The 20,742-nt window shown below is 38.2% G+C and carries 17 protein-coding genes; 14 read left to right on the forward strand and 3 right to left on the reverse strand.

All coding sequences use genetic code 11. The features are described from left to right. Nucleotides 1-68 precede the first annotated feature (68 nt). Together NOX80_RS15845 and NOX80_RS15850 are read left to right on the forward strand one after the other, a co-directional pair. Nucleotides 69-1,700, forward strand: a complete 1,632-nt coding sequence (locus NOX80_RS15845; RefSeq protein WP_256550776.1) for a M1 family metallopeptidase — start codon at nucleotides 69-71, stop codon at nucleotides 1,698-1,700. Nucleotides 1,701-1,817: 117 nt separating this feature from the next. Continuing rightward, a complete protein-coding gene (locus tag NOX80_RS15850) occupies nucleotides 1,818-2,243 on the forward strand; it encodes a DoxX family protein (protein WP_256550777.1) in 426 nt (141 codons plus the stop codon). A 99-nt stretch (nucleotides 2,244-2,342) separates the two neighbouring features. Here the strand turns inward: NOX80_RS15850 and NOX80_RS15855 are convergent, their stop codons facing one another. Together NOX80_RS15855 and NOX80_RS15860 are read right to left on the reverse strand one after the other, a co-directional pair. Next, entirely contained in the window at nucleotides 2,343-3,386 is a 1,044-nt protein-coding gene (locus NOX80_RS15855) for an AMP-binding protein (RefSeq protein WP_256550778.1), read from the reverse strand. Between the two features lie 10 nt (nucleotides 3,387-3,396). Then, complete coding sequence (locus NOX80_RS15860) at nucleotides 3,397-4,353, reverse strand: CPBP family intramembrane glutamic endopeptidase (RefSeq protein ID WP_371926057.1); 957 nt, start codon at nucleotides 4,351-4,353, stop codon at nucleotides 3,397-3,399. 54 nt (nucleotides 4,354-4,407) lie between these two features. Here NOX80_RS15860 and arsC point away from each other — a divergent pair, with 54 nt between their 5' ends. Continuing rightward, the gene (gene arsC, locus NOX80_RS15865; RefSeq protein ID WP_256550779.1) at nucleotides 4,408-4,749 is read left to right on the forward strand and encodes an arsenate reductase (glutaredoxin); all 342 of its coding nucleotides are present in this window, start codon (nucleotides 4,408-4,410) and stop codon (nucleotides 4,747-4,749) included. A gap of 96 nt (nucleotides 4,750-4,845) precedes the next feature. Then, nucleotides 4,846-7,323: an outer membrane beta-barrel family protein gene (locus tag NOX80_RS15870; protein ID WP_256550780.1), complete on the forward strand. Its 2,478-nt coding sequence runs from the start codon at nucleotides 4,846-4,848 to the stop codon at nucleotides 7,321-7,323. A 66-nt stretch (nucleotides 7,324-7,389) separates the two neighbouring features. On the opposite strand, the gene NOX80_RS15875 is transcribed toward NOX80_RS15870, so the two are convergent. Then, nucleotides 7,390-9,354: an endonuclease gene (locus NOX80_RS15875; protein ID WP_256550781.1), complete on the reverse strand. Its 1,965-nt coding sequence runs from the start codon at nucleotides 9,352-9,354 to the stop codon at nucleotides 7,390-7,392. 266 nt (nucleotides 9,355-9,620) lie between these two features. Between NOX80_RS15875 and NOX80_RS15880 the strand changes: the two genes are divergently transcribed. From NOX80_RS15880 to NOX80_RS15925, 10 genes are all read left to right on the forward strand, one after another. Beyond that, on the forward strand, nucleotides 9,621-12,446 hold the full coding sequence (locus tag NOX80_RS15880) for an aminopeptidase (protein ID WP_371926058.1): 2,826 nt from the start codon (nucleotides 9,621-9,623) through the stop codon (nucleotides 12,444-12,446). A gap of 200 nt (nucleotides 12,447-12,646) precedes the next feature. Beyond that, on the forward strand, nucleotides 12,647-15,052 hold the full coding sequence (locus tag NOX80_RS15885) for an alpha-ketoacid dehydrogenase subunit alpha/beta (RefSeq protein WP_256550782.1): 2,406 nt from the start codon (nucleotides 12,647-12,649) through the stop codon (nucleotides 15,050-15,052). Nucleotides 15,053-15,297: 245 nt separating this feature from the next. Further along, entirely contained in the window at nucleotides 15,298-15,843 is a 546-nt protein-coding gene (locus NOX80_RS15890; RefSeq protein ID WP_256550783.1) for an AAA family ATPase, read from the forward strand. A gap of 285 nt (nucleotides 15,844-16,128) precedes the next feature. Beyond that, nucleotides 16,129-17,061 carry a helix-turn-helix domain-containing protein gene (locus NOX80_RS15895; protein WP_256550784.1) on the forward strand — a complete coding sequence of 311 codons (933 nt, stop codon included), beginning with the start codon at nucleotides 16,129-16,131 and terminating at the stop codon, nucleotides 17,059-17,061. Between the two features lie 72 nt (nucleotides 17,062-17,133). Next, on the forward strand, nucleotides 17,134-17,634 hold the full coding sequence (locus NOX80_RS15900; protein ID WP_256550785.1) for a VOC family protein: 501 nt from the start codon (nucleotides 17,134-17,136) through the stop codon (nucleotides 17,632-17,634). Nucleotide 17,635: 1 nt separating this feature from the next. Beyond that, complete coding sequence (locus NOX80_RS15905; protein WP_256550786.1) at nucleotides 17,636-18,316, forward strand: CPBP family intramembrane glutamic endopeptidase; 681 nt, start codon at nucleotides 17,636-17,638, stop codon at nucleotides 18,314-18,316. A 70-nt stretch (nucleotides 18,317-18,386) separates the two neighbouring features. After that, nucleotides 18,387-18,869 (forward strand): VOC family protein, encoded by a 483-nt coding sequence (locus NOX80_RS15910; RefSeq protein ID WP_256550787.1) that lies wholly within the window; start codon nucleotides 18,387-18,389, stop codon nucleotides 18,867-18,869. A gap of 42 nt (nucleotides 18,870-18,911) precedes the next feature. Beyond that, nucleotides 18,912-19,361 carry an SRPBCC family protein gene (locus NOX80_RS15915; RefSeq protein WP_256550788.1) on the forward strand — a complete coding sequence of 150 codons (450 nt, stop codon included), beginning with the start codon at nucleotides 18,912-18,914 and terminating at the stop codon, nucleotides 19,359-19,361. Nucleotides 19,362-19,367: 6 nt separating this feature from the next. After that, the gene (locus NOX80_RS15920) at nucleotides 19,368-20,279 is read left to right on the forward strand and encodes a hypothetical protein (RefSeq protein WP_256550789.1); all 912 of its coding nucleotides are present in this window, start codon (nucleotides 19,368-19,370) and stop codon (nucleotides 20,277-20,279) included. 16 nt (nucleotides 20,280-20,295) lie between these two features. Next, nucleotides 20,296-20,739, forward strand: coding sequence for an SRPBCC domain-containing protein (locus NOX80_RS15925; protein WP_256550790.1), 444 nt, complete (start codon nucleotides 20,296-20,298; stop codon nucleotides 20,737-20,739). Nucleotides 20,740-20,742 lie beyond the last annotated feature (3 nt).

The raw sequence follows: 20,742 nt of genomic DNA on the forward strand, positions 1-20,742 counted from the left end.
TTTTATTCCCGGTCTTTTACCGGAAATTGCAAAAACCTATTTTTTCCCCTGAATTAAAAGCTTGTCTTATGAAAAATATTATACTGTCTTCGCTCCTTCTTTTCGGTTTCCAACAGGTTTCCGCACAGTTAATCACTGAAAAAGAAGTATTCACACGTCGGGATTCTCTTCATGGCGGTTTGCGTCCGGAACGTACCAGTTACGATGTACAGCGCTATGATTTAAATATCACCATAAATCCCGAGGAACGCTCCATTAAAGGATTTAATGATATTACTTTTAAAGTAGTTCAGCACACGAATAAAATTCAGGTGGATCTGTTCGAAAATATGAAAGTTGACAGTATTCTGTTTCAAAACAAAAAACTGGAATACCAACGCGACAACGATGCTGTTTTTATAGCTTTTCCGGAACGCCTTTTAAAAGACAGTACACAAAAGATTCGTTTTTATTATTCCGGTCAGCCGGTGGTTGCTAAAAATGCGCCTTGGGACGGTGGTTTTGTTTTCAGTAAAGATCGTAGCGGTAAAGACTGGATTGCTGTAGCCGTACAGGGAACCGGTGCCAGTTTATGGTATCCGGTAAAAGATTCGCAAACGGACGAACCGGATAATGGTGCAACCGTAAAAGTAGCTGTTCCTAACGGTTTGATGAATGTATCAAACGGTCGGTTTAAAGGTAGCGAAGATCTGAAAAACGGTTATACCCGTTGGGATTGGGAAGTAATCAATCCGATAAACAATTATGATATCACGGTCAACATCGCTGATTATGCACATATACACGATAATTATAAAGGTTTAGATCTGGATTATTATGTATTACGCGAAAATGAAGCCAAAGCCCGTAAGCATTTTGAAGAAGTAAAACCTATGATGGATTGCTTTCAGTCAAAATTCGGAAAATATCCGTTCTGGGAAGATAGCTATAAACTGGTCGAAACACCTTATTTGGGTATGGAACATCAAAGTGCTGTGGCTTACGGAAACAAATACAGGAAAGGGTACCTGGGTAATGACCTGAGCGGTACCGGAATCGGACTTACATTCGATTTTATTACTATTCACGAATCCGGGCACGAATGGTTCGGAAACAGCATTACTTCCAAAGACATCGCCGACATGTGGATTCACGAAGCCTTTACCACTTATACCGAAGCTGTTTTTGTGGAATGTAATTTAGGCTATGACAAAGCGCTTTTATATGTAAACGGACAAAGTAGAAATGTCAAAAATGACCGCCCGATAATCGGATTTTACGGCGTAAACAAAGAAGGTTCCGGCGATATGTATTACAAAGGTTCCTTATTACTAAACACCATACGCCATATCATAAATGACGATACCAAATGGTGGAAATTATTGTTGGATTATTCCGAAACTTATAAAAAACAGATTATCGATACCGAAACCGTTGTTGCTTTCTTCAATAAGGAAACCGGTATGAATCTTACCCCTTTGTTTAATCAATACTTACGCTATAAAAACATTCCGGAACTGGAACTTAGAACACGTAATAATCGTTTGGAATACCGATGGAAAGCTGATGTTGAAAATTTCGAAATGCCCATCGAATACACTTATGACGGCAAAACCAATCGGATCAATGTAACAAGTGAATGGCAGAAATTCGACAAAAAGATAAAAGCCGACAAACTAAGTTTTAATACGATGAAAATGTATTTCACTGTTCAGAAATAAACTACAAATATATTTTTTTAACACTTTACATAGTTAAAACACTTATTTTCAACTGATTTATTATTAAATTATAATTTTATTTAGTAACTTTCATCCTAAATCAAATAGTCATTTGTTATGGATAGAGTAAAAAGTTTAAACAAATGGGCAAATGCTCATACCAGCTATCCGTTGGATCTGGTACGAATTGCTCTTGGTGTCTTTTTGTTTTTAAAAGGGGTATTTTTTATCACAAACAGACAGTACTTACATGAAATTCTAGGACAATTAAACAGGAATTTCGGTAGTGAAATGTTACTAATCCATTATGTTGCTTCGGCACATATGGTTGGCGGTATTATGATCATCTTCGGACTATTAACCCGTTGGTCGATTTGGGCACAATTACCGATACTGATCGGAGCGGTTATGATTAACTTTTTTGGGCAAATGAATGCACAAAACCTGATTATGGCTTCCATTACCCTTATGGTCTGTATTTTTTTCCTTTTCTACGGAAGCGGAAAACACTCCGCCGATTATTATTTTAAAATGAATCAATAAGTTTTATAAAATCCCACCACAAAGTCCACTTGAACCAACGTGTATTCAGAAACGTGTTGTGAACATAATAACGGGTGACTTTGTGGTTTTTTTATGCTTTTACGCCAACGTTTCTCTTCGTTTTACCTTACCGGTTTCCGTTTCTTTAAAATGCGGTACAAAAATGATTTCCTTCGGTTTTTCAAATTTCTCCAATCGGTCGAAAACCTCAGGTGCTATAGTATACGGCTCACTTTCTACGACCAACACCAACTTTTCACCCAAAGTAGCATCTTCTTTTCCGATCACAAAAAAACGATGCGAAATAGCCGTTGCCAGTTTTTCTTCAATCTGTTCCGGAAATAATTTTACTCCACCACTATTGATCACATTATCATAACGTCCTAACCAGATAAAATGCGTATCATCTACAAGGTTTACCATATCATTCGTCACCAAAGAATGATCACAAACACGAGGCGCGTCTATCACCAGACATCCTCTCTCATCGGTATGAATTGCAATTCCCGGTAAGATTGTAAAAGCCATATCCTGCACTTTTTTGGCTGCGATATGCGTTATCGTTTCCGTCATTCCATAAGTTTCGTAAACTGCTATTGGCAATGCTTTTAACTTTTCAGCCAAAGTTGCGTTTATTTTGGCGCCGCCGATAATCACTTTTTTAACGAGATCCAATGCTAACAAAGATTGCTCTACCTGTAATGGTACCATAGCTGCAAAATCATACTTCCGCCCTGTTACATCCAACGGATGAGAATCCGGCAATACATAATCCAGCTCCAGTCCGAGAATAAAAGCCCGAACCAGCATCATTTTCCCCGCTATATACTGAATAGGTAAACAATGTAACGCACTGTCACCCGGTTTTAAATCGAAAAAATCACCTGTAGCCAATGCTGAATTCACCATAGCCGCTTTTTTTAACTGAATCGTTTTAGGTGCACCTGTTGTTCCGGAAGTGGTCATTTCGATATAATCTTTTCCGTCAAACCATTCCAGGATAAAAGTTCCCAGGGCTTTTTCGTGTATCTCGCCTTCTTTAATAAATATAAAAGCCTTATCACACAATTCCTTTCCGTTAAAGTGTATTCCGTTTAATTTAAAACGATTGTGTACATTTTTGTAGGTTAGTTTCGTACTCATATTCGTATCGTTATTTTTCAAATACAATTTTACCGGTTAGCTTTTCCTTCCAGTTCTTCCATTGGTATTTCTTCGAAAAGATATAGAGCAATATCGGGAAAATCACGAATACCGGGAGAATCACATCAAATCCGGCAGTCGGTTCCGACATATCTTTTAAAATTGAATGCGTCTGAAAAGCTGTCCAATCGGATGTCACTAATAAAGCTCCGACCAGATTATTGGCCGCATGGAATCCCAATGCCAGTTCCAATCCCTCATCCATCAACGTAATAATTCCCAGAAAGAAACCGGTACCGATATAATAAATCAATATAACATACCCCATTTTTCCAACTTCCGGATTAGCAATATGCATCAGTCCGAACATTATCGACGTAATCAGCAAAGGAATTAACCGACTTCGTGTAACAACACCGATTCCCTGCATCATATACCCCCGAAACAGGTATTCTTCAAAACTGGTTTGCAATGGAATCAATATTATAGCCAATATAAAAAAGGTCAAAAACGGTCCCAATTGAAAGTTTATTTTAAAATTTTCCGGACTCGAAAAATAAACCGCCAGTGTCATTGCCACAGATAATCCTGCCCATAATCCGAACGAAAAGAAAATCCGCCCCCAATCCACTTTAGGTCGGGATGTTGTCAAACTGGTAATACTCTGATGATGGATTATTTTCACCCATCCCCATAAAAACAAACAAGCAACAGATAAAGGTATAATAAGCATTACAAATGTCAGATTTTCGCCAATTGCTGCGATACTCTGGTGTATGGCTTCATCTGTATCTACATCGGCAGCCATTATATAATTGGCAACCATCAGTGTCAGAAAAAAAACCGGAATGGGCAAATACGATAAAAATCTAAAATTTTCTTTTTTGGCTTGTTCAATAAACATATTCAGTTCGTGTATTTTAAAGTATCCTCCGTAAATAAAGTGTTTCGGAGAATTTGTTTGCACTAAGTTAATTTAATTTTCACAGAATATTATTTCCTTTGTAAAAAATATTAAGCCATGATTACGATTTATCACAATCCGAGATGCAGCAAATCCAGAGAAGGACTTTGTCTTTTAGAAGAAAAGGGAATAACGTTTGAAACTGTAAAATACCTGGATCAACCATTAACGACAGAAGAATTACGATCTATCATCACCAAATTGGGTATAAAACCGATTGAATTGGTTCGGCAAAAAGAAAGTTTATGGATTGAAAATTATAAAGGTAAAACGCTATCCGACGACGCACTGATTACCATTATGGCCGAAAATCCGAAACTTATTGAAAGACCTATCGTTATCAACGGTGATAAAGCCGTGATCGGACGTCCGACAGAAAAAATTCTGGACATTATTTAGAATTATTAAACGGTTGTTTTAACAAACATTTGTGATTTTACACTTAAACCCGGGACTACTTTTGCAGTCTTACCTTGTAAATCAAACTAAACATTCATGAAAAGATTTCATTTTGCAGTAGTATTGTTCTTACTATTGTCTTCTGTTGTCTCATTCGCTCAGAAACCGGACACGAATAAAGTGACCGTTACCGGTCGGGTTGTAGACAATGAAACCAAACAACCTTTGGAATACGCCAATATCTATGCCCAAAATCTGAAAAACACTTCCGTTGTTTCCGGCGCTATGACCAACGACAAAGGAGAATTCAGTTTTGAAGTACCAGCCGGTAATTACTACATCAAAGTGGAGTTCCTTTCTTTTAAGACGTTTGAAATCAAACAAAAAGACCTTTCCAAAGATACCAGTCTGGGAATGATTCCGCTTGCTCTTGATGCAAAACAACTACAGGAAGTAACCGTAGTAGCTGAAAAAAGCACCGTAGAAATAAAGCTGGACAAAAAAGTATATAACGTTGGAAAGGACATGACCGTTAAAGGCGGTAGCGTAAGTGATGTTTTGGATAATGTTCCTTCCGTTTCTGTCGATTCAGACGGAAATGTTAGTTTAAGAGGAAACGATAACGTTCGTATTTTAATTGACGGTAAACCTTCCGGACTTGCCGGGATTAACGTAGCCGATGCTTTACGTACACTTCCTGCGGATTCTGTAGACAAAGTGGAAGTAATCACGAATCCATCTGCCCGATATGATGCTGAAGGTGGTGCCGGAATTGTAAACATCATCCTGAAAAAAGGAAAAGCACAAGGTATTAACGGTAGTGTGACTGCTGTAGCCGGAAATCCGGATAACTTCGGAGGTAATGCGAATATCAACTTCAGAAGTAAGGACTTTAACTTATTTACCAATTTAGGATACAATTATAGTAACAGTCCGGGGAATTCTTTTACCGATACAGAAAATCTGGATCGAAATACCGGTGCTATCGAAAGTTATATCGAAGAAAGACGTAAAAATAAAAGAGAGCGTAAAGGATACAATGCCGGTTTCGGATTAGAATGGTACCTTACAAAATCGTTAACCTGGACCAACTCAATCGGAATCCGTAAAAATACAGGAGCAAATCCGGATAACGTATTCTTTAATAATTACGATGCCAATCACAATTATTTGTACACCCGAAATCGTTTTAACGACCAGACAAATGATTCTCACAATTTAGAGTATTCGACCAACTTTACACAGAAATTTAAAAAAGACGGTCATAAACTAACCGTTGATTTTTCGACTTCTACCAATCGTGATGATGATGATGCAACGATCAGCGATACTCGTTTTGATACCAATGTTGCTTCGATTGACCGAACACTTAACAATCAAAAACAAAATCGTAGCCTATTACAATCGGATTATATATTGCCAATTGGAAAAAACAGTCAGTTTGAAGCCGGTTACCGTGGTGATTTCACCGATTTAACTACCGATTACCGTGTGGATCACTTCACAGGTGTTTGGCAAAACGATCCGAGCCTGACAAATATCTTTGAATATAAGGAACAGATTAATGCGCTTTATGCTCAATTCGGTTCCAAAATCAATAAATTCAGCTATATGTTGGGTATGCGTTTTGAAGATTCCAACATCGACATTAACTTTTTAAGAACGGAGCAGTTTAACACTAAGAAGTACAACAACTTCTTCCCTAGCGTATTCTTATCTTATTCTTTCTCACAAGACAACAGCATCAGCATTAGCTATAGCAAACGCATTAACCGTCCGAGAGGTCGTTTCCTGAACCCGTTTAACGGATTATCGAGTAACATCAACGTATTTGCCGGTAACCCGGATCTGAATCCTTCTTATACCAATTCATTTGACTTAGGTTATCTGAAACGTTGGGACAAAGTAACCTTAAATACATCGGCTTATTTTAACAAAACCGACGACAGTTTCCAGTTTATCAAAAAAGCAACAGGAACTGTAATTGACGGTAACCCGGTATTTGCGAATACACCGGTAAACTTAGCAACCGAATACCGGTTTGGTTTTGAATTTACATTAAACTATACACCTTATAAATGGTGGCGTTTGAACGGTAACTTCAACTTCTTCCGAAATGAATTAGAAGGAAGCTATACGTATATCGATGCCAACAATACTGAAATCTTTACCGATTTAAGCAATACGGCTTATAGCTGGTTTACCCGCATTAGCTCTAAAGTAACATTACCTTACGGTATCGACTGGCAAACCAACGGAACCTACAATGCTCCTCAAAATACTTCTCAGGGAAGAAGTGAAGGTATTTTATCGGCTAACCTTGCTTTCAGTAAGGATATCCTAAAAGACAAAGCAACTATTGCGTTAAACGTAAATGACGTATTTAATTCCCGAAAAAGAATTACAGATACCAGCATTCCTTTATTGCTTAATTCACACAGTGAAATGCAATGGAGAGAGCGCCAGATCAACCTGACTTTTACTTATCGTTTTAACAAAAGTAAAAGTGACAGAGACAAACAACAAAAACGTGACGACAACAACGGTGGTGGTGACGAATATATGGGTGGATAATCACGCCTTTGAAAACTATAAAAAAAGCTCCGGAATCCGGAGCTTTTTTTATAACTGATTATTTTTTTATTTGATGATCAACTTTTTAATTACCGTTTTATCCGCAGCAGTAACTTTAGCAATATACATTCCGGAAGTCAAATCCAATTGTAAACGGGTTGTTCCTTCGAAATCGTATTGACGAACCAATTGTCCGGCAACATTATAAAGCTGAACCTGTCCGCGATCTGCAATACCGCTTACCATCAGATAATCGGTGGTTGGATTCGGATACAATACCACTTGTAATTTTGTCATATCGTCCGTTGTTAAAGTAGCCGACCATGTTTCTCCTGCATGAACACCCCAAATATAATCCGCCAAATTAGGATGATCAATAAATGGATTACGGTTCATTTGCCAGGTATAAATATAATTATTACGATTCATTTCAAAATCATCAGAAGGATCGCTGTGATTCCACGTTAATAACGAAGCTAAATCACCCAACTGCCCTACTGTTGTATCCGGCGGATTTCCGTTTACCAAATCCAAAGCATTATAACGAATCGCCATATAAAATAAAGCTCTTGCTACATCCCCTTTCCACGATCCCTGATTACCTACAGGACCGTTGTAATCCGTTCCCCCATAATCCCGATTGTTACGCGAACTGTTTTCCGGTCCGTCTTCCGCTCTTAAATGATGTGCATCGGCATGAGCAGCATTGATATCATCCGCATTCGTTGGCAACCAAACATTAATACCATCCGGTGTAGAAGAAGTTCCGTTGCTAAAACCGCCACGGGATTGCGGGTAGATGTGCTCCCGATTCCAGGTTCCTACGTTACTGCTTCCGGTTTGAAAATCAAGTTTAGCCCGAGGTGCTTCAACATACATCATCCATACCTGATTACTGTTTAACGGATTCTGATCTGCTTTTTTCAAAATATCTACGATGTCACCGTAATTATGCGCACGAACAACAGCCGGATTTGCAATAATATTCTGAATCGCCTGTTTTAAAGCGGCACCGCTTAAGCCCTCCAGCGAACTGTAATACCCAACCGGAGCGGTACTGGAAACTACGCCATGTGTAGGATTTAACGGTGTTCCCCAGGCGGAGGTTGTATAATCATTGTCGATTACACGGATTTCAATAAAATCATTCATTCGTACATATCCAGCAGGAAGCGTTCCGAATTTAATACGCAACACTTCATCACCTTCATCTTCATTATCATCCACTAACTGAATGGTTGTGGTAAAAGAATTGGAACCAGCCGGTATAAGAACCGTCGTATTACCGGTAAAATCGGCATTGGTAAAACTGCCGTTATTCAATGTAAAGTTAAAGGTAAGATTACTTGTGACATTGGTTTGCGTGGTAAAGGTGATCGTAAAACTATCACCTTCCGTCAAATGTGTTGTCGGAGCTGTAATCGTAATTCCGTTAAACTGAATACCGCTTCCGTCGTTATTTCTTCCGGGTGTCGGTGCTTTTACTTCATATGTACCGTCATTCTTTCGTTGGATCGATTGCGTTGTACCCTGTGAATTCGCATTTTCGTTTATTTGCGTTGTGACACCCAATGCCGTCAACAATGCTGTAGCTTGTAAATTACTATTTCCATACACCAATGCATCGATAAGATTCGTTGTGGAAGCCGGTGTGTTCATTGGAAAGTCAGAACCGTTTGCCTGATAAATCGCAATCGCATCGGGTCCGTTCTGAACCGTATTGATCGCGAAAAGATAGTTCGGTACCGGTGATACCAAAGCATTACCCAATACAATAATTCCATTTGCATCAGTTACCAAACCATCCAGATCGATGGCATAATAACTTAAATTGGATGTTCCGGCACTACCTCCGTTAAATAGCACCAATACATATCCGTCTAACGGAAAATTGGGTACTGTCGATTTTAATTCAATAAATTCTTTGTCATCCGTTGATGGTGTATCCGAATCCAATTCGTTGATAACCACCTGAGAAAACATCAAATTTGATACTAGTAAAAGTAAAATTTGCAGTAGTTTTTTTGTCATTTTAAGAAAGTTTAAAGACAAATGTAGCCATAAACCCCAAAAAAGAGCCGCTTTCAAATGTTAATACTTAATTGGATATCAAAAAATTACATTTATTTAACATCAAAAAAGTTAATTTCGACAGCAATAAACAACAAAAACACAATCGTTTTTTTTTTCTTTACGTTAAAGAATTTTAATCAATATTCTGAATTAATATTGTAACATTGTGTATCAGGAATGTGAAAAATAAAAATCAGGTCTAACACCACAAGAAAAGTCAACAATTGAAAGCCTATCTCTATCTTTGTATTGCTTTATTTTCCGGAATTTGTATGAGGGCACAACACCATAGTGCCATGCAAATCACAGTGGACCCTGATGCCCGAACATTAAAGATTCAGCAGGAAATTACGTATTATAATACAACCCGGGATACGTTAAAAGATTATATTTTAAACGACTGGAACAATGCCTATTCCGATAGAAACTCTCCGTTAGCCAAACGCTTTTCCGATGAGTTTACCCGAATTTTCCATTTAGCCAGTGAAAGTGACAGAGGACAAACCAATATTATATCGATTATTGATCAAAACCAGAGAAGATTGGAATGGTCCCGTTTACCCGATCAGCCCGATCTGGTGGATGTTCATTTATTAAATCCTGTATATCCGAATCAAAAATTTAAAATCAATATTGTCTACTCCGTAAAAATTCCAAACGATCGCTTTACCCGTTACGGTTTTGACAGCAATGGCGGATTTTATATCAAAAACTGGTTTTTAACTCCTGCCCGATACGAAAAGGGTACTTTTGTAAAAGACAGCAACGAAAATCTCGATGACATTTCTAATGCGGTTTCCGATTTTGACCTGCAAATCAAAGTTCCGTCAAATCTAACGCTTACTACCGATCTTGATGTTATAGAATCCGGTACTGAAGATACTCATACCTTATACACCCTTCAAGGTAAAAACCGTCAGGATATCCTTTTGGCTGTGGAATCGACCCCAACCTATAGTTTGTATAAAAATGATAAGACCGAAGTAGCTACCAATATTCAGGAAAAAAAACTGAATGATTTCCAAAAAGCAGTGATCATCGACCGGGTGGTTAACTATGTTTCGGAACATTTGGGAAGTCCGGCGCAAAATAAAATGATCATCAGTCAGATTGACTATGACCGTAATCCTTTTTACGGACTGAATCAGCTTCCGAAGTTCCTTCGTCCTTTCCCGGATGAATTCGTTTATGAACTGAAGTTCCTGAAAACCTACATCAACAATTATCTGAAAAATACCTTACAGTTAAATCATCGCGACGACAATTGGATTTATGACGGTATTCAGGTTTATACGATGATGAAATACATCGAGGAAAATTATCCGAATGTAAAAATGACCGGAACATTAGCCCGCTATAAAATATTAAGAGGTTTTAGTCTTTTTACCACCGGTTTTAACGAGCAATACAGCTATCTGTACCTGATGATGGCGCGTATGAATCTCGATCAGCCTATCGGTAACCCTAAAAATACTTTTGTTAAGTTTAACGAACAGATTTCCGGAAAATACAAAGCCGGACTCGCACTGAATTATCTGGATTCTTATTTACAAAATCAGGATGTAGACCATGCGCTACATGATTTTGTTACATTAAATAAATCACAGCAAGCATCCCGTTTGGATATGGAAAATATCCTAAAATCCAAAACGGATAAAAATATCGACTGGTTTTTTAAATCGGTTATCAATTCCAGAGATCTGATTGATTATAAATTCGGAAAAGTAAAAGAAAGTGAAGACGGTAAAACCGTACAGGTAACGGTTAAAAATAATGCTTCTGCTACTGTTCCGATTTCCCTTTACGGCGTAAAAAACAATCAGGTAATATCGAAAGTCTGGCTTCCCAATATAGCCAACGACACGGTCGTTACGGTATCGAAGGAAGGAATCGACAAACTGGCGTTGAACTACGGTAATGAAGTTCCGGAATTTAACCGTCGTAACAATTACAAAACGCTAAAAGGATTTCCGTCATTAAATCGTCCGGTTAAGTTTAATTTTTTCAAAGACCTGGAAGATCCGCAATACAACCAGCTTTTTTATGTACCGGATTTCAATTATAACTTATATGACGGATTAATTCTGGGTATGCGTATTCATAATGAAACCTTACTGGACAAACCTTTCCAGTTTGACATTATACCGGATTATTCCAGTAATACCAAAGAACTGGTGGGAAGTGCGACACTCTCCTATTTCCAAAATGTAAGGGATGAACGCTTGTATAATATTCGTTATTCCATTACCGGTTCGACGTTACATTATGCACCTAATGCTTCGTATACAAAAATTACGCCTTCGGTACAATTCCGTTTTCGGGAACCCGATTATCGCGAAAACAGAAAAGAAACGATTTTATTCCGTCATGTATTCGTAGAGAAAGAAGATTCGCCGTTACTTAAAAATAAAAAGGAAGAAAATTATTCCGTTTTCAATGCCCGTTATTCCGTCGGAGAAGCGGAAACCGCTAAATTATATAGCTTTCTGACCGATTTACAGATTGCTAACAATTTCAGTAAAATATCAGCCGAATACCAATACCGTAAATTATTTGACGACCGTCGTCAGTTAACCGTTCGTTTTTTTGGCGGTACTTTTATGTATAACGAAACCGGAACCGATTTCTTTAGCTTTGGTCTGGATCGCCCTTCCGATTATCTTTTCGGTTATAACCTGATCGGACGTTCCGAATCCACCGGACTTTTTAGTCAGCAATTTGTAATGGCCGATGGCGGATTCAAATCCAAACTAAAAAACCGTTATGCGAATCAATGGATGACAACAACCAATGTTAGCTTTAGTATCTGGAACTGGGTTGAGGCTTATGGCGATGCGGGAATCATCAAAAACAAATATGCGGATCCGCAATTGGTATACGACAGCGGAATCCGTCTGAATCTGGTTCAGGACTATTTTGAACTCTATTTCCCGGTGTATTCCAACAACGGTTGGGAAGTAAAAGATCCGAATTACGGACAGCGAATCCGATTCGTCGTAACACTTAGTGCCAGAACTCTTGTATCGCTGTTTACAAGAAAGTGGTTCTAAACAAACCTTAAAAAAAGTCACATTTTTATTTTATTTTATTAAAAATACCTTCAAAAAAAATAGTTTTCAATAAAATATATTCAACAAAAGCATCACATATCTCCTTTTTTTTATCAAATATTAAATTGTAATTTTTACAATTCTTTGTTTTGTATTGAGTAAATAATTAAATTTGTCCCAATCTCATTTATTATATAATTATGAATCAAACGGCCGCTAAAGAAGCGCTTTCATTTGAAGATTTCAAAACTGAAGTGCTTAACGATTATAAAATTGCAACCACCAGTAGAGAATGCAGCTTGTTGGGAAGACGCGAAGTACTGACCGGTAAAGCGAAATTCGGGATTTTCGGTGACGGTAAAGAAGTGCCGCAGTTAGCTATGGCTAAAGCATTTAAGAATGGCGATTTCCGTTCCGGATATTATCGCGACCAGACTTTTATGATGGCTATTGGTGAAATGACTATTCAACAGTTTTTTGCCGGTTTATACGGTCATCCTGATTTGGCTCACGATCCGATGAGTGCCGGACGTCAAATGGGCGGTCACTTTGCAACGCACAGCCTTGATGAAAACGGAAACTGGAAGAATCTTACCGCACAAAAAAATTCCAGCGCTGATATCTCTCCTACTGCCGGACAAATGCCTCGTTTATTAGGTTTAGCACAGGCCTCAAAAATATACCGTAACGTAACCGGATTGGAAAACAATATCAATTTTTCGGTTAACGGAAACGAAGTAGCCTGGGGAACAATCGGAAATGCGTCTACATCAGAAGGACTGTTTTTCGAAACGATCAATGCAGCAGGTGTATTACAGGTTCCTATGGTAATGAGTGTTTGGGATGATGAATACGGAATTTCCGTTCATGCCCGTTATCAGACTACAAAAGAGAATATCTCCGAAATATTAAAAGGATTCCAACGCGACGAAGAAAACAAAGGATATGAAATTATCCGGGTTAAAGGATGGGATTATCCGGCTTTAGTGGAAACTTACGGAAAAGCAGCAGCCATCGCCCGCGAACAACATGTACCGGTTTTAATTCACGTTCAGGAATTAACACAACCGCAAGGTCACTCAACATCCGGTTCTCACGAACGTTACAAAAGTAAAGAACGTTTAGAATGGGAAACCGAATTCGACTGTTTGGCGCAAATGCGTAAATGGTTAATCGAAAACAATATCGCTACAGCCGAAGAAATTGAAGCGATGGATGCCGAGGCGAAAAAGCAAGTCCTTGAAGGTAAAAAAGCAGCCTGGAGTGCTTACCTGAATCCGATTAAAGAAGAACAACAGGAATTAGTGGCCTTTTTAAATACGATTGCCGCTTCCAGTCCGAATAAAGTATTTATCGAAAAACACAGTAATGATCTTGCTGCTATAAAAGAACCGATCCGTAAAGATATTCTGGTTACGGCACGTAAAGTATTGCGCTTAATCGTTAATGAAAGCGGAAGAGCACAACTAGCAGCCTGGATTACGACTTATACCGATAAAATCCAACCGCGTTACAGTTCGCACCTGTTTTCTGAATCAAAAAATAATATTCATAACGTAGCAGGAGTAGCTCCGGCTTATGATGAAAATTCTGAAGACGTGGATGCTCGTTTGATCATCCGAGACAATTTTGATGCTATTTTCTCTAAATATCCGGAAGCGCTTATTTTCGGTGAAGATTCCGGAAATATCGGAGATGTTAACCAGGGATTGGAAGGGATGCAGGAAAAATACGGTGAATTCCGTGTAGCAGATGCCGGTATTCGTGAAGCGACCATTTTAGGTCAGGGAATCGGTATGGCGATGCGAGGTTTACGTCCGATTGCTGAAATTCAATATCTGGATTATTTATTATATGCTATTCAGATTATGAGTGACGATTTGGCAACATTACAATATCGTACTGCCGGTCGACAAAAAGCACCATTAATCATAAGAACACGTGGTCACCGTCTGGAAGGAATCTGGCATTCCGGTTCTCCTATGGGAATGATTCTGAATGCTATCCGTGGTATTCATGTACTGGTACCGCGTAGTATGACCAAAGCTGCCGGATTTTATAATACATTATTAGAAACTGACGAACCGGCTCTTGTAGTGGAATGTCTGAACGGTTACCGTTTAAAAGAAAAAATGCCGACCAATTTAGGTGCTTTCAAAACCCCTATCGGAGTTGTAGAAACCATTAAAGAAGGTAGCGATATTACTTTAGTTTCCTACGGTTCAACCTTACGTCTGATTGAACAAGCTGCAAAAGAATTACAGGAAGTAGGTATTGATGCCGAAATCATTGACGTGCAATCTTTATTACCATTCGATATTAACCATGATATCGTGAAAAGTCTTGCGAAAACCAATCGTTTACTGGTAATTGACGAAGATGTTCCGGGTGGTGCTTCGGCTTATATCTTACAACAAATTATTGATACGCAAAAAGGATACCTGCATCTGGACAGCCAACCGCAAACTTTAGCGGCCAAGGCACATCGTCCGGCTTACGGAACTGACGGAGATTATTTCTCTAAACCTTCAGCCGAAGATATTTTTGAGAAAGTATATGAGATCATGAACGAAGCCAATCCTTCAAAATATCCAAATCTTTATTAATAAAGTATTTTAAAAAGCCGGAAAATTTCCGGCTTTTTTATTCCAAAACGTAACGTTTTATCCCATTACCGTCTTGTAGTTCGTTTCTACAACAATTGGTTCTCTGCCGGCGGACTACTTTCGAATATTTTCTTCATGATTATTTTCCTAAAACTGATTATTAGATGAGATGATAATCCGGGAAAAATCATTCCGCTATACCAATTCCCTTATTACAACAGTCTGAAACAAAAAAATAATACAATATGCCTGATCATTTTTATGTAATAACCGGAGGACCGGGTGTCGGAAAAACGACATTACTGGAAGCGCTTAAACAACAAGGTTATCTTTGTATACCGGAAATTGCCCGGGAAATCATCCATGAGCAAATACAACAAAACGGAACGGCCTTACCCTGGAAAGATTATGCCTTATACACCCGGCTAATGCTCGAACGTTCTGTAAACAGTTATTGCGATACGATTCAAATTTATAACGGCACTGAGCCTGTATTTTTTGATCGCGGAATTCCCGACACGCTATGTTATGCTTCCTTAACCGATCAGCCAATTACCGAAACAATGGAACGTTTCATCAATCAGTATCGCTATAATACAAAAGTTTTTATGTTACCGCCCTGGAAAGCCATTTATCATACCGATACCGAACGCAAACAGAATTGGGAAGAAGCGATCGCTACATACGAACAAATGATCAAAACTTATCAGCAATACGGCTATCAGATCATCGAAATTCCGAAAGATAGCGTTCAGAATCGTCTTGCCTTTATACTACATCATATATCCTAAGATTACTTGTTACGGATCAAATCTTGTTTCGTTTATAATATCCCGTTCTAAGCTTAAAAAAGAGATAACCGGAAAACGATCGATAAAATCATTGTGATATTTACAATCTTTACTCAATCGTAAAGTGATAAGAATGTCGCTTTTGTATTTTTCATCACTTATAATAACAAAATAGCATATTTCCTCAAAAAGTGTTGTTTTTCAAATCAATATAAAAAAAATTGTAACTTTATAATACGAAAAGTTATAAGAATATCGTTACTAAAATTTATAAGAAAACGTCCTATGCCGGAGAAACAATACTACAGTAATCATCAGGTTTTATGCCAATCGCCCAAACCTTTGGATCTCAAAACTTTTATCCCGTTATATTCCGGACAAACGGAAATAACTACTGCAAAACCTTACCAGGAAGACTTTGCCGTTTTTGAGATTGATCCAACTGTAAAATTGATCGGCGTGGCTCGTTTTGATTTTACAACCGTTATACTTTGCCTTTCCGGAAGTCTGGATTGCATTGTCGGACAACATCGTTTTACAATAAAAGCGCAGGATATTGCTATTATTCCTGCCGAACATATTAATACATTATCCGGTTTTTCAACCGATTTTAAAGCCCGGCTTATTGTTTTTAAATCCGATTTTCTGAAAAAAGGGTTTCTGAATACTGCCATTTTGGATGAATTACTCTATATCAATCCGGACTACCCTCCTGTTTTTGAATTGGATTCGGCAAACTTTGAATCCAACCGTTATAAATTCGACAAAATACAGGAAGAACAAAACAAGGCCAATCCTTTTTTTCTGGATATGATTCGGCTTTACCTGATTCAGATTTTGTTTGATTATAATCGGGTTTGTGAAATATGCTTGCTCAACTCAACAACCAACATGAACCGGCAATTTCAACTCGTTCATAAGTTCAGAAAACTGATTGACAAGCATTTTGCTACGCTAAAAACAGTTAAGGAATATGCCGATCTGCTTCACATTACGCCTAAACATTTGGGAGAATGTACCAAACAACAACTGGGCTATTCAGCCATAGATCTGATTCACCAACGAATTGTATTGGAAGCTGAATTCCTATTGCGTTATTCCGAATTGACAATTAAAGAAATAGCCGGTTTTCTCAATTTTGATACGCTTTCGCATTTTGGTCGTTTCTTTAAATCTCAAAAGAACATGACCCCTTCAGAATATCGTCAACTCCGGTAAAATTGGTTCTTTAAACCGTAATCCTGCTCTTGATGTCCTGGCTGTTTCGCCGGAACTTTGTCAAAAAACAATATGAGAGGTTTAAAAGCAGTGGTAGTAGCTATCGGATCAGTCTTCTTAACGACGGCCTGCCACAACAAAACAGAAACACAAGAAACAATGAATGAAAAAACAACCGGGCTTAATGCCGTACAATTCCGGGTTGCACGTCCGACAAACAATTTAAAGGCAGTGGTCGCTTTTTATAAAGATGCTTTAGGTTTAAAAGAACTCGGCTCCTTTACCGGTCACGACGGATACGATGGTGTTATGCTCGGACTTCCGGATGAACAGTATCATCTTGAATTTACACAACACAGCGATACAACTCCTTTACCGGAACCGACCCGGGAAAATTTACTCGTCTTCTATTTTGATACACCGGAAAAATATCACAAAGCAATCCAACGTATGACTAACTTCGGAATACAACCTGTAGCACCGGAAAATCCGTATTGGATCGGTAAAAGCGAAACCTATGAGGATCCGGATAAATGGCGTGTAATTCTTTTTAACGGTCTTTATAAACCATAGCATGTTATCACTGAACCCGCAATTTCGCAAAACAACAGGAGCTTTTTTTGAGCTCCTTTTTGTCATAACTGTCGGTTTCGGTGTTTTTATTTATTCCGCTACCCAAAGTATTGCTTTGCGTGATAAGGGCGTCATTCCAACCTATAATGATACCGATTTCACAGGAATACTCCTTTATGAAATAATAGCACTATCGCTTATTGCTCTGTTTTTAAAATACAGGAAATGGACTATCTCAGATTTCAACCTTGACTTTCGTATAGCCTATCTTTTAACGGCACTTATTTTAGTATTCATCCGAAATATCCTAAGCTATTCCGGTACCAAACTACTACTAACTTTCGATATTGCTCCTCCGTCAGTAAATTTTGACACCGGATTGTTTAGTATTGTCTCTATAATCCTGATCAATTCCTTTTATGAAGAACTTCTCTTAATCGGTTATATTTTTAAACGCTTCAAAAATTGTCATCCTCTTCTCCCCTTAACATTCAGCTTACTGCTTCGGGTTTCTTTTCACACCTATCAGGGTTGGGGTATGTTACCGTCTGTAATCACTTTAGGACTTGTTCTTGGCATTTATTATCAGAAGTATCAGAAATTGGGACCGGTTATCCTCGCCCATGCGATTGGTAATCTCTTTAATTTTCTTAATTATTACCATAATTGGCTTTCGTTTTAAAATACAAATGTTTCTTTTATTCGTACAATTCTTCTAAATTTGAGATAGTAATCAAAAAAGCATAAAGATTATGGATAAATCAATTCAAAAAATAACACCTTTTCTTTGGTTTGATAATCAGGCTGAAGAAGCCATGAATTTCTATATTTCCATTTTCAATAACGCAAAAGTACTCAAAACGAGTTATTACAGCGAAGGCAGTCCGGCTCCGGCCGGTACACTGATGACTGCTTCTTTTCTATTAGAGGGACAGGAATTTGTTGCGCTAAACGGTGGTCCGCAATTCACTTTTACACCGGCTGTTTCCTTTGTTGTCAACTGTCATAATCAGGGTGAAATCGATACTTTATGGGAGCGTCTTTCCGAAGGCGGTCAGCAACAAAAATGCGGTTGGTTACAGGATAAATACGGTGTTTCCTGGCAAATTGTCCCTTCAATTATGGGCGAATTAATGGGATCCGGCGACAGTCAAAAATCACATCGCGTTATGATGGCATTATTACAAATGGATAAACTGGACATTAAAACGCTTCAGGATGCGTATAATGGCTAAGTCTCACAACTATATTGGTTCTTATTAAATACATTACACACTATGAATCCGCAAACATACAGTGCCAAAGCCGCAATGCTGATCCGAAAACCGGTTTCGGAAGTATTTGAAGCCTTTATAAATCCGGAAATCACCACTAAATTTTGGTTTACCCAAAGTAGCGGGCGATTGGAAGCCGGAAAATCCGTTCAGTGGGATTGGGAAATGTATCATCATTCTATTACTGTCGATGTTAAAATTATTGAACAGGACAAACGGATCGTAATTGAATGGCCAACTACAGTAGAATGGATTTTTACAGCCCGTGAAGATAACACGACATTCGTTAGTATTTCCGATTCCGGTTATGACGGTACAATGGATGAGATTATCGCAGACGTCCGCAATTCTACTGAAGGTTTTACATTGGTTTTGGCCGGCTTAAAAGCTTATTTAGAACATACTATCCAATTGAATCTCGTAGCCGATCGTTTTCCTGATTTTGAGCCTTAATTCTTTATGAAAAATATCTTTTTTTATGGTTTTCTGTTAATCTGCTGTAGTGTTTTTGCCGAAAATCCGATTATTACAAATGTTGATTTTAATGCTTTGGTTCAACAATGGAACAAAGCACACGATACTAAAAATACCAGTTTATTTGCTATTGTATTTGATGATACCGTTTTGTTTTACGGAAAGCAGGAAAGTAAGGCTGATTGCATTTCAAAAAAAATCGCCTTATTTAAAAAATTTCCGGATTTTAAGCAGGAAACCGGTATTGTCAGCCAAGAAAAACAAGCTGACGGAACGGTTAAATGTAGCTTTACCAAAACAGTTCATTATAACGGAAAGAATGAAAATTATCCGTCTTATCTCATTTTTAAACTTTCCGGTTCCGATTGGAAGATCATTGTTGAAAGTGATCTGATTACCGATAAAAACCTTGCCAAAAAGAAAACGAATGCTGTTAAAGTCCCGGAAAATGCAGAAAAAGGGGACTTTAATGGTGATGGAAAATTCGAATATATGTGGTTAGAAACACCTCAGTTAAGTGAAAATGAAATGGATTGTATAGGCAGTTGTAACAGCTATATCCGGTTTTCCGATGCTACAATTCCTACAATCAGCATCCAGGATTGTATTGACGGTATCCCGGTCAATAAAGGGGATTTGAACGGAAACGGAACAGACGAAATCGGTTTGCTACCGGTATGGTTTACCAGTTGCTGGCATTCCTATTATGTCTGGACACTAAAAAACGGCAAGTGGATTTATGCGGTAAAACCTTTTCCTACACATTGCAATCAATGGGAGAATGATGTAATTCCGATTGAAATTGACAAAAAACGCAAAGGAAATGTGATCATCCGCTATAGTTTACTTACAGACGATGACATTATTGTGAAAACGGCATCCGTAAAAATAAACTAACCCAAATCTGATACATATGAAGATTCTACAGTTTAAAATTGACATAAAAGCATCCCGAACGGCTGTATGGAACGCTTTATGGGAAGACTCCAACTATCGCAAATGGACACAGGTATTTAGCGAAGGATCGATAGCGATATCCGACTGGAAAGAAGGCAGTAAAGTCTTATTTCTGGACAATAGTCAAAACGGTATGTATAGCATTATTGACCAAATGGTAACAGGAGAGTTAATGTCATTTCAACATATTGGGGTTGTAAAAAACGGCAACGAAGAACCTTTGGATGACGAAACCGAAAAATGGTCAGGTGCCAAAGAAAATTATATACTGATTGATTTGGGAGACGTAACCCAACTGGAAGTCAGTATGGATATTACAGAAGATTTTGAAGATTACTTTCAACAAAAATTTCCGTTAGCACTGGAAATTGTGAAAGAAATTGCAGAAAACAGTGCATAATTG

This window comes from Flavobacterium cerinum (assembly GCF_024496085.1).
Classification (GTDB): domain Bacteria; phylum Bacteroidota; class Bacteroidia; order Flavobacteriales; family Flavobacteriaceae; genus Flavobacterium; species Flavobacterium cerinum_A.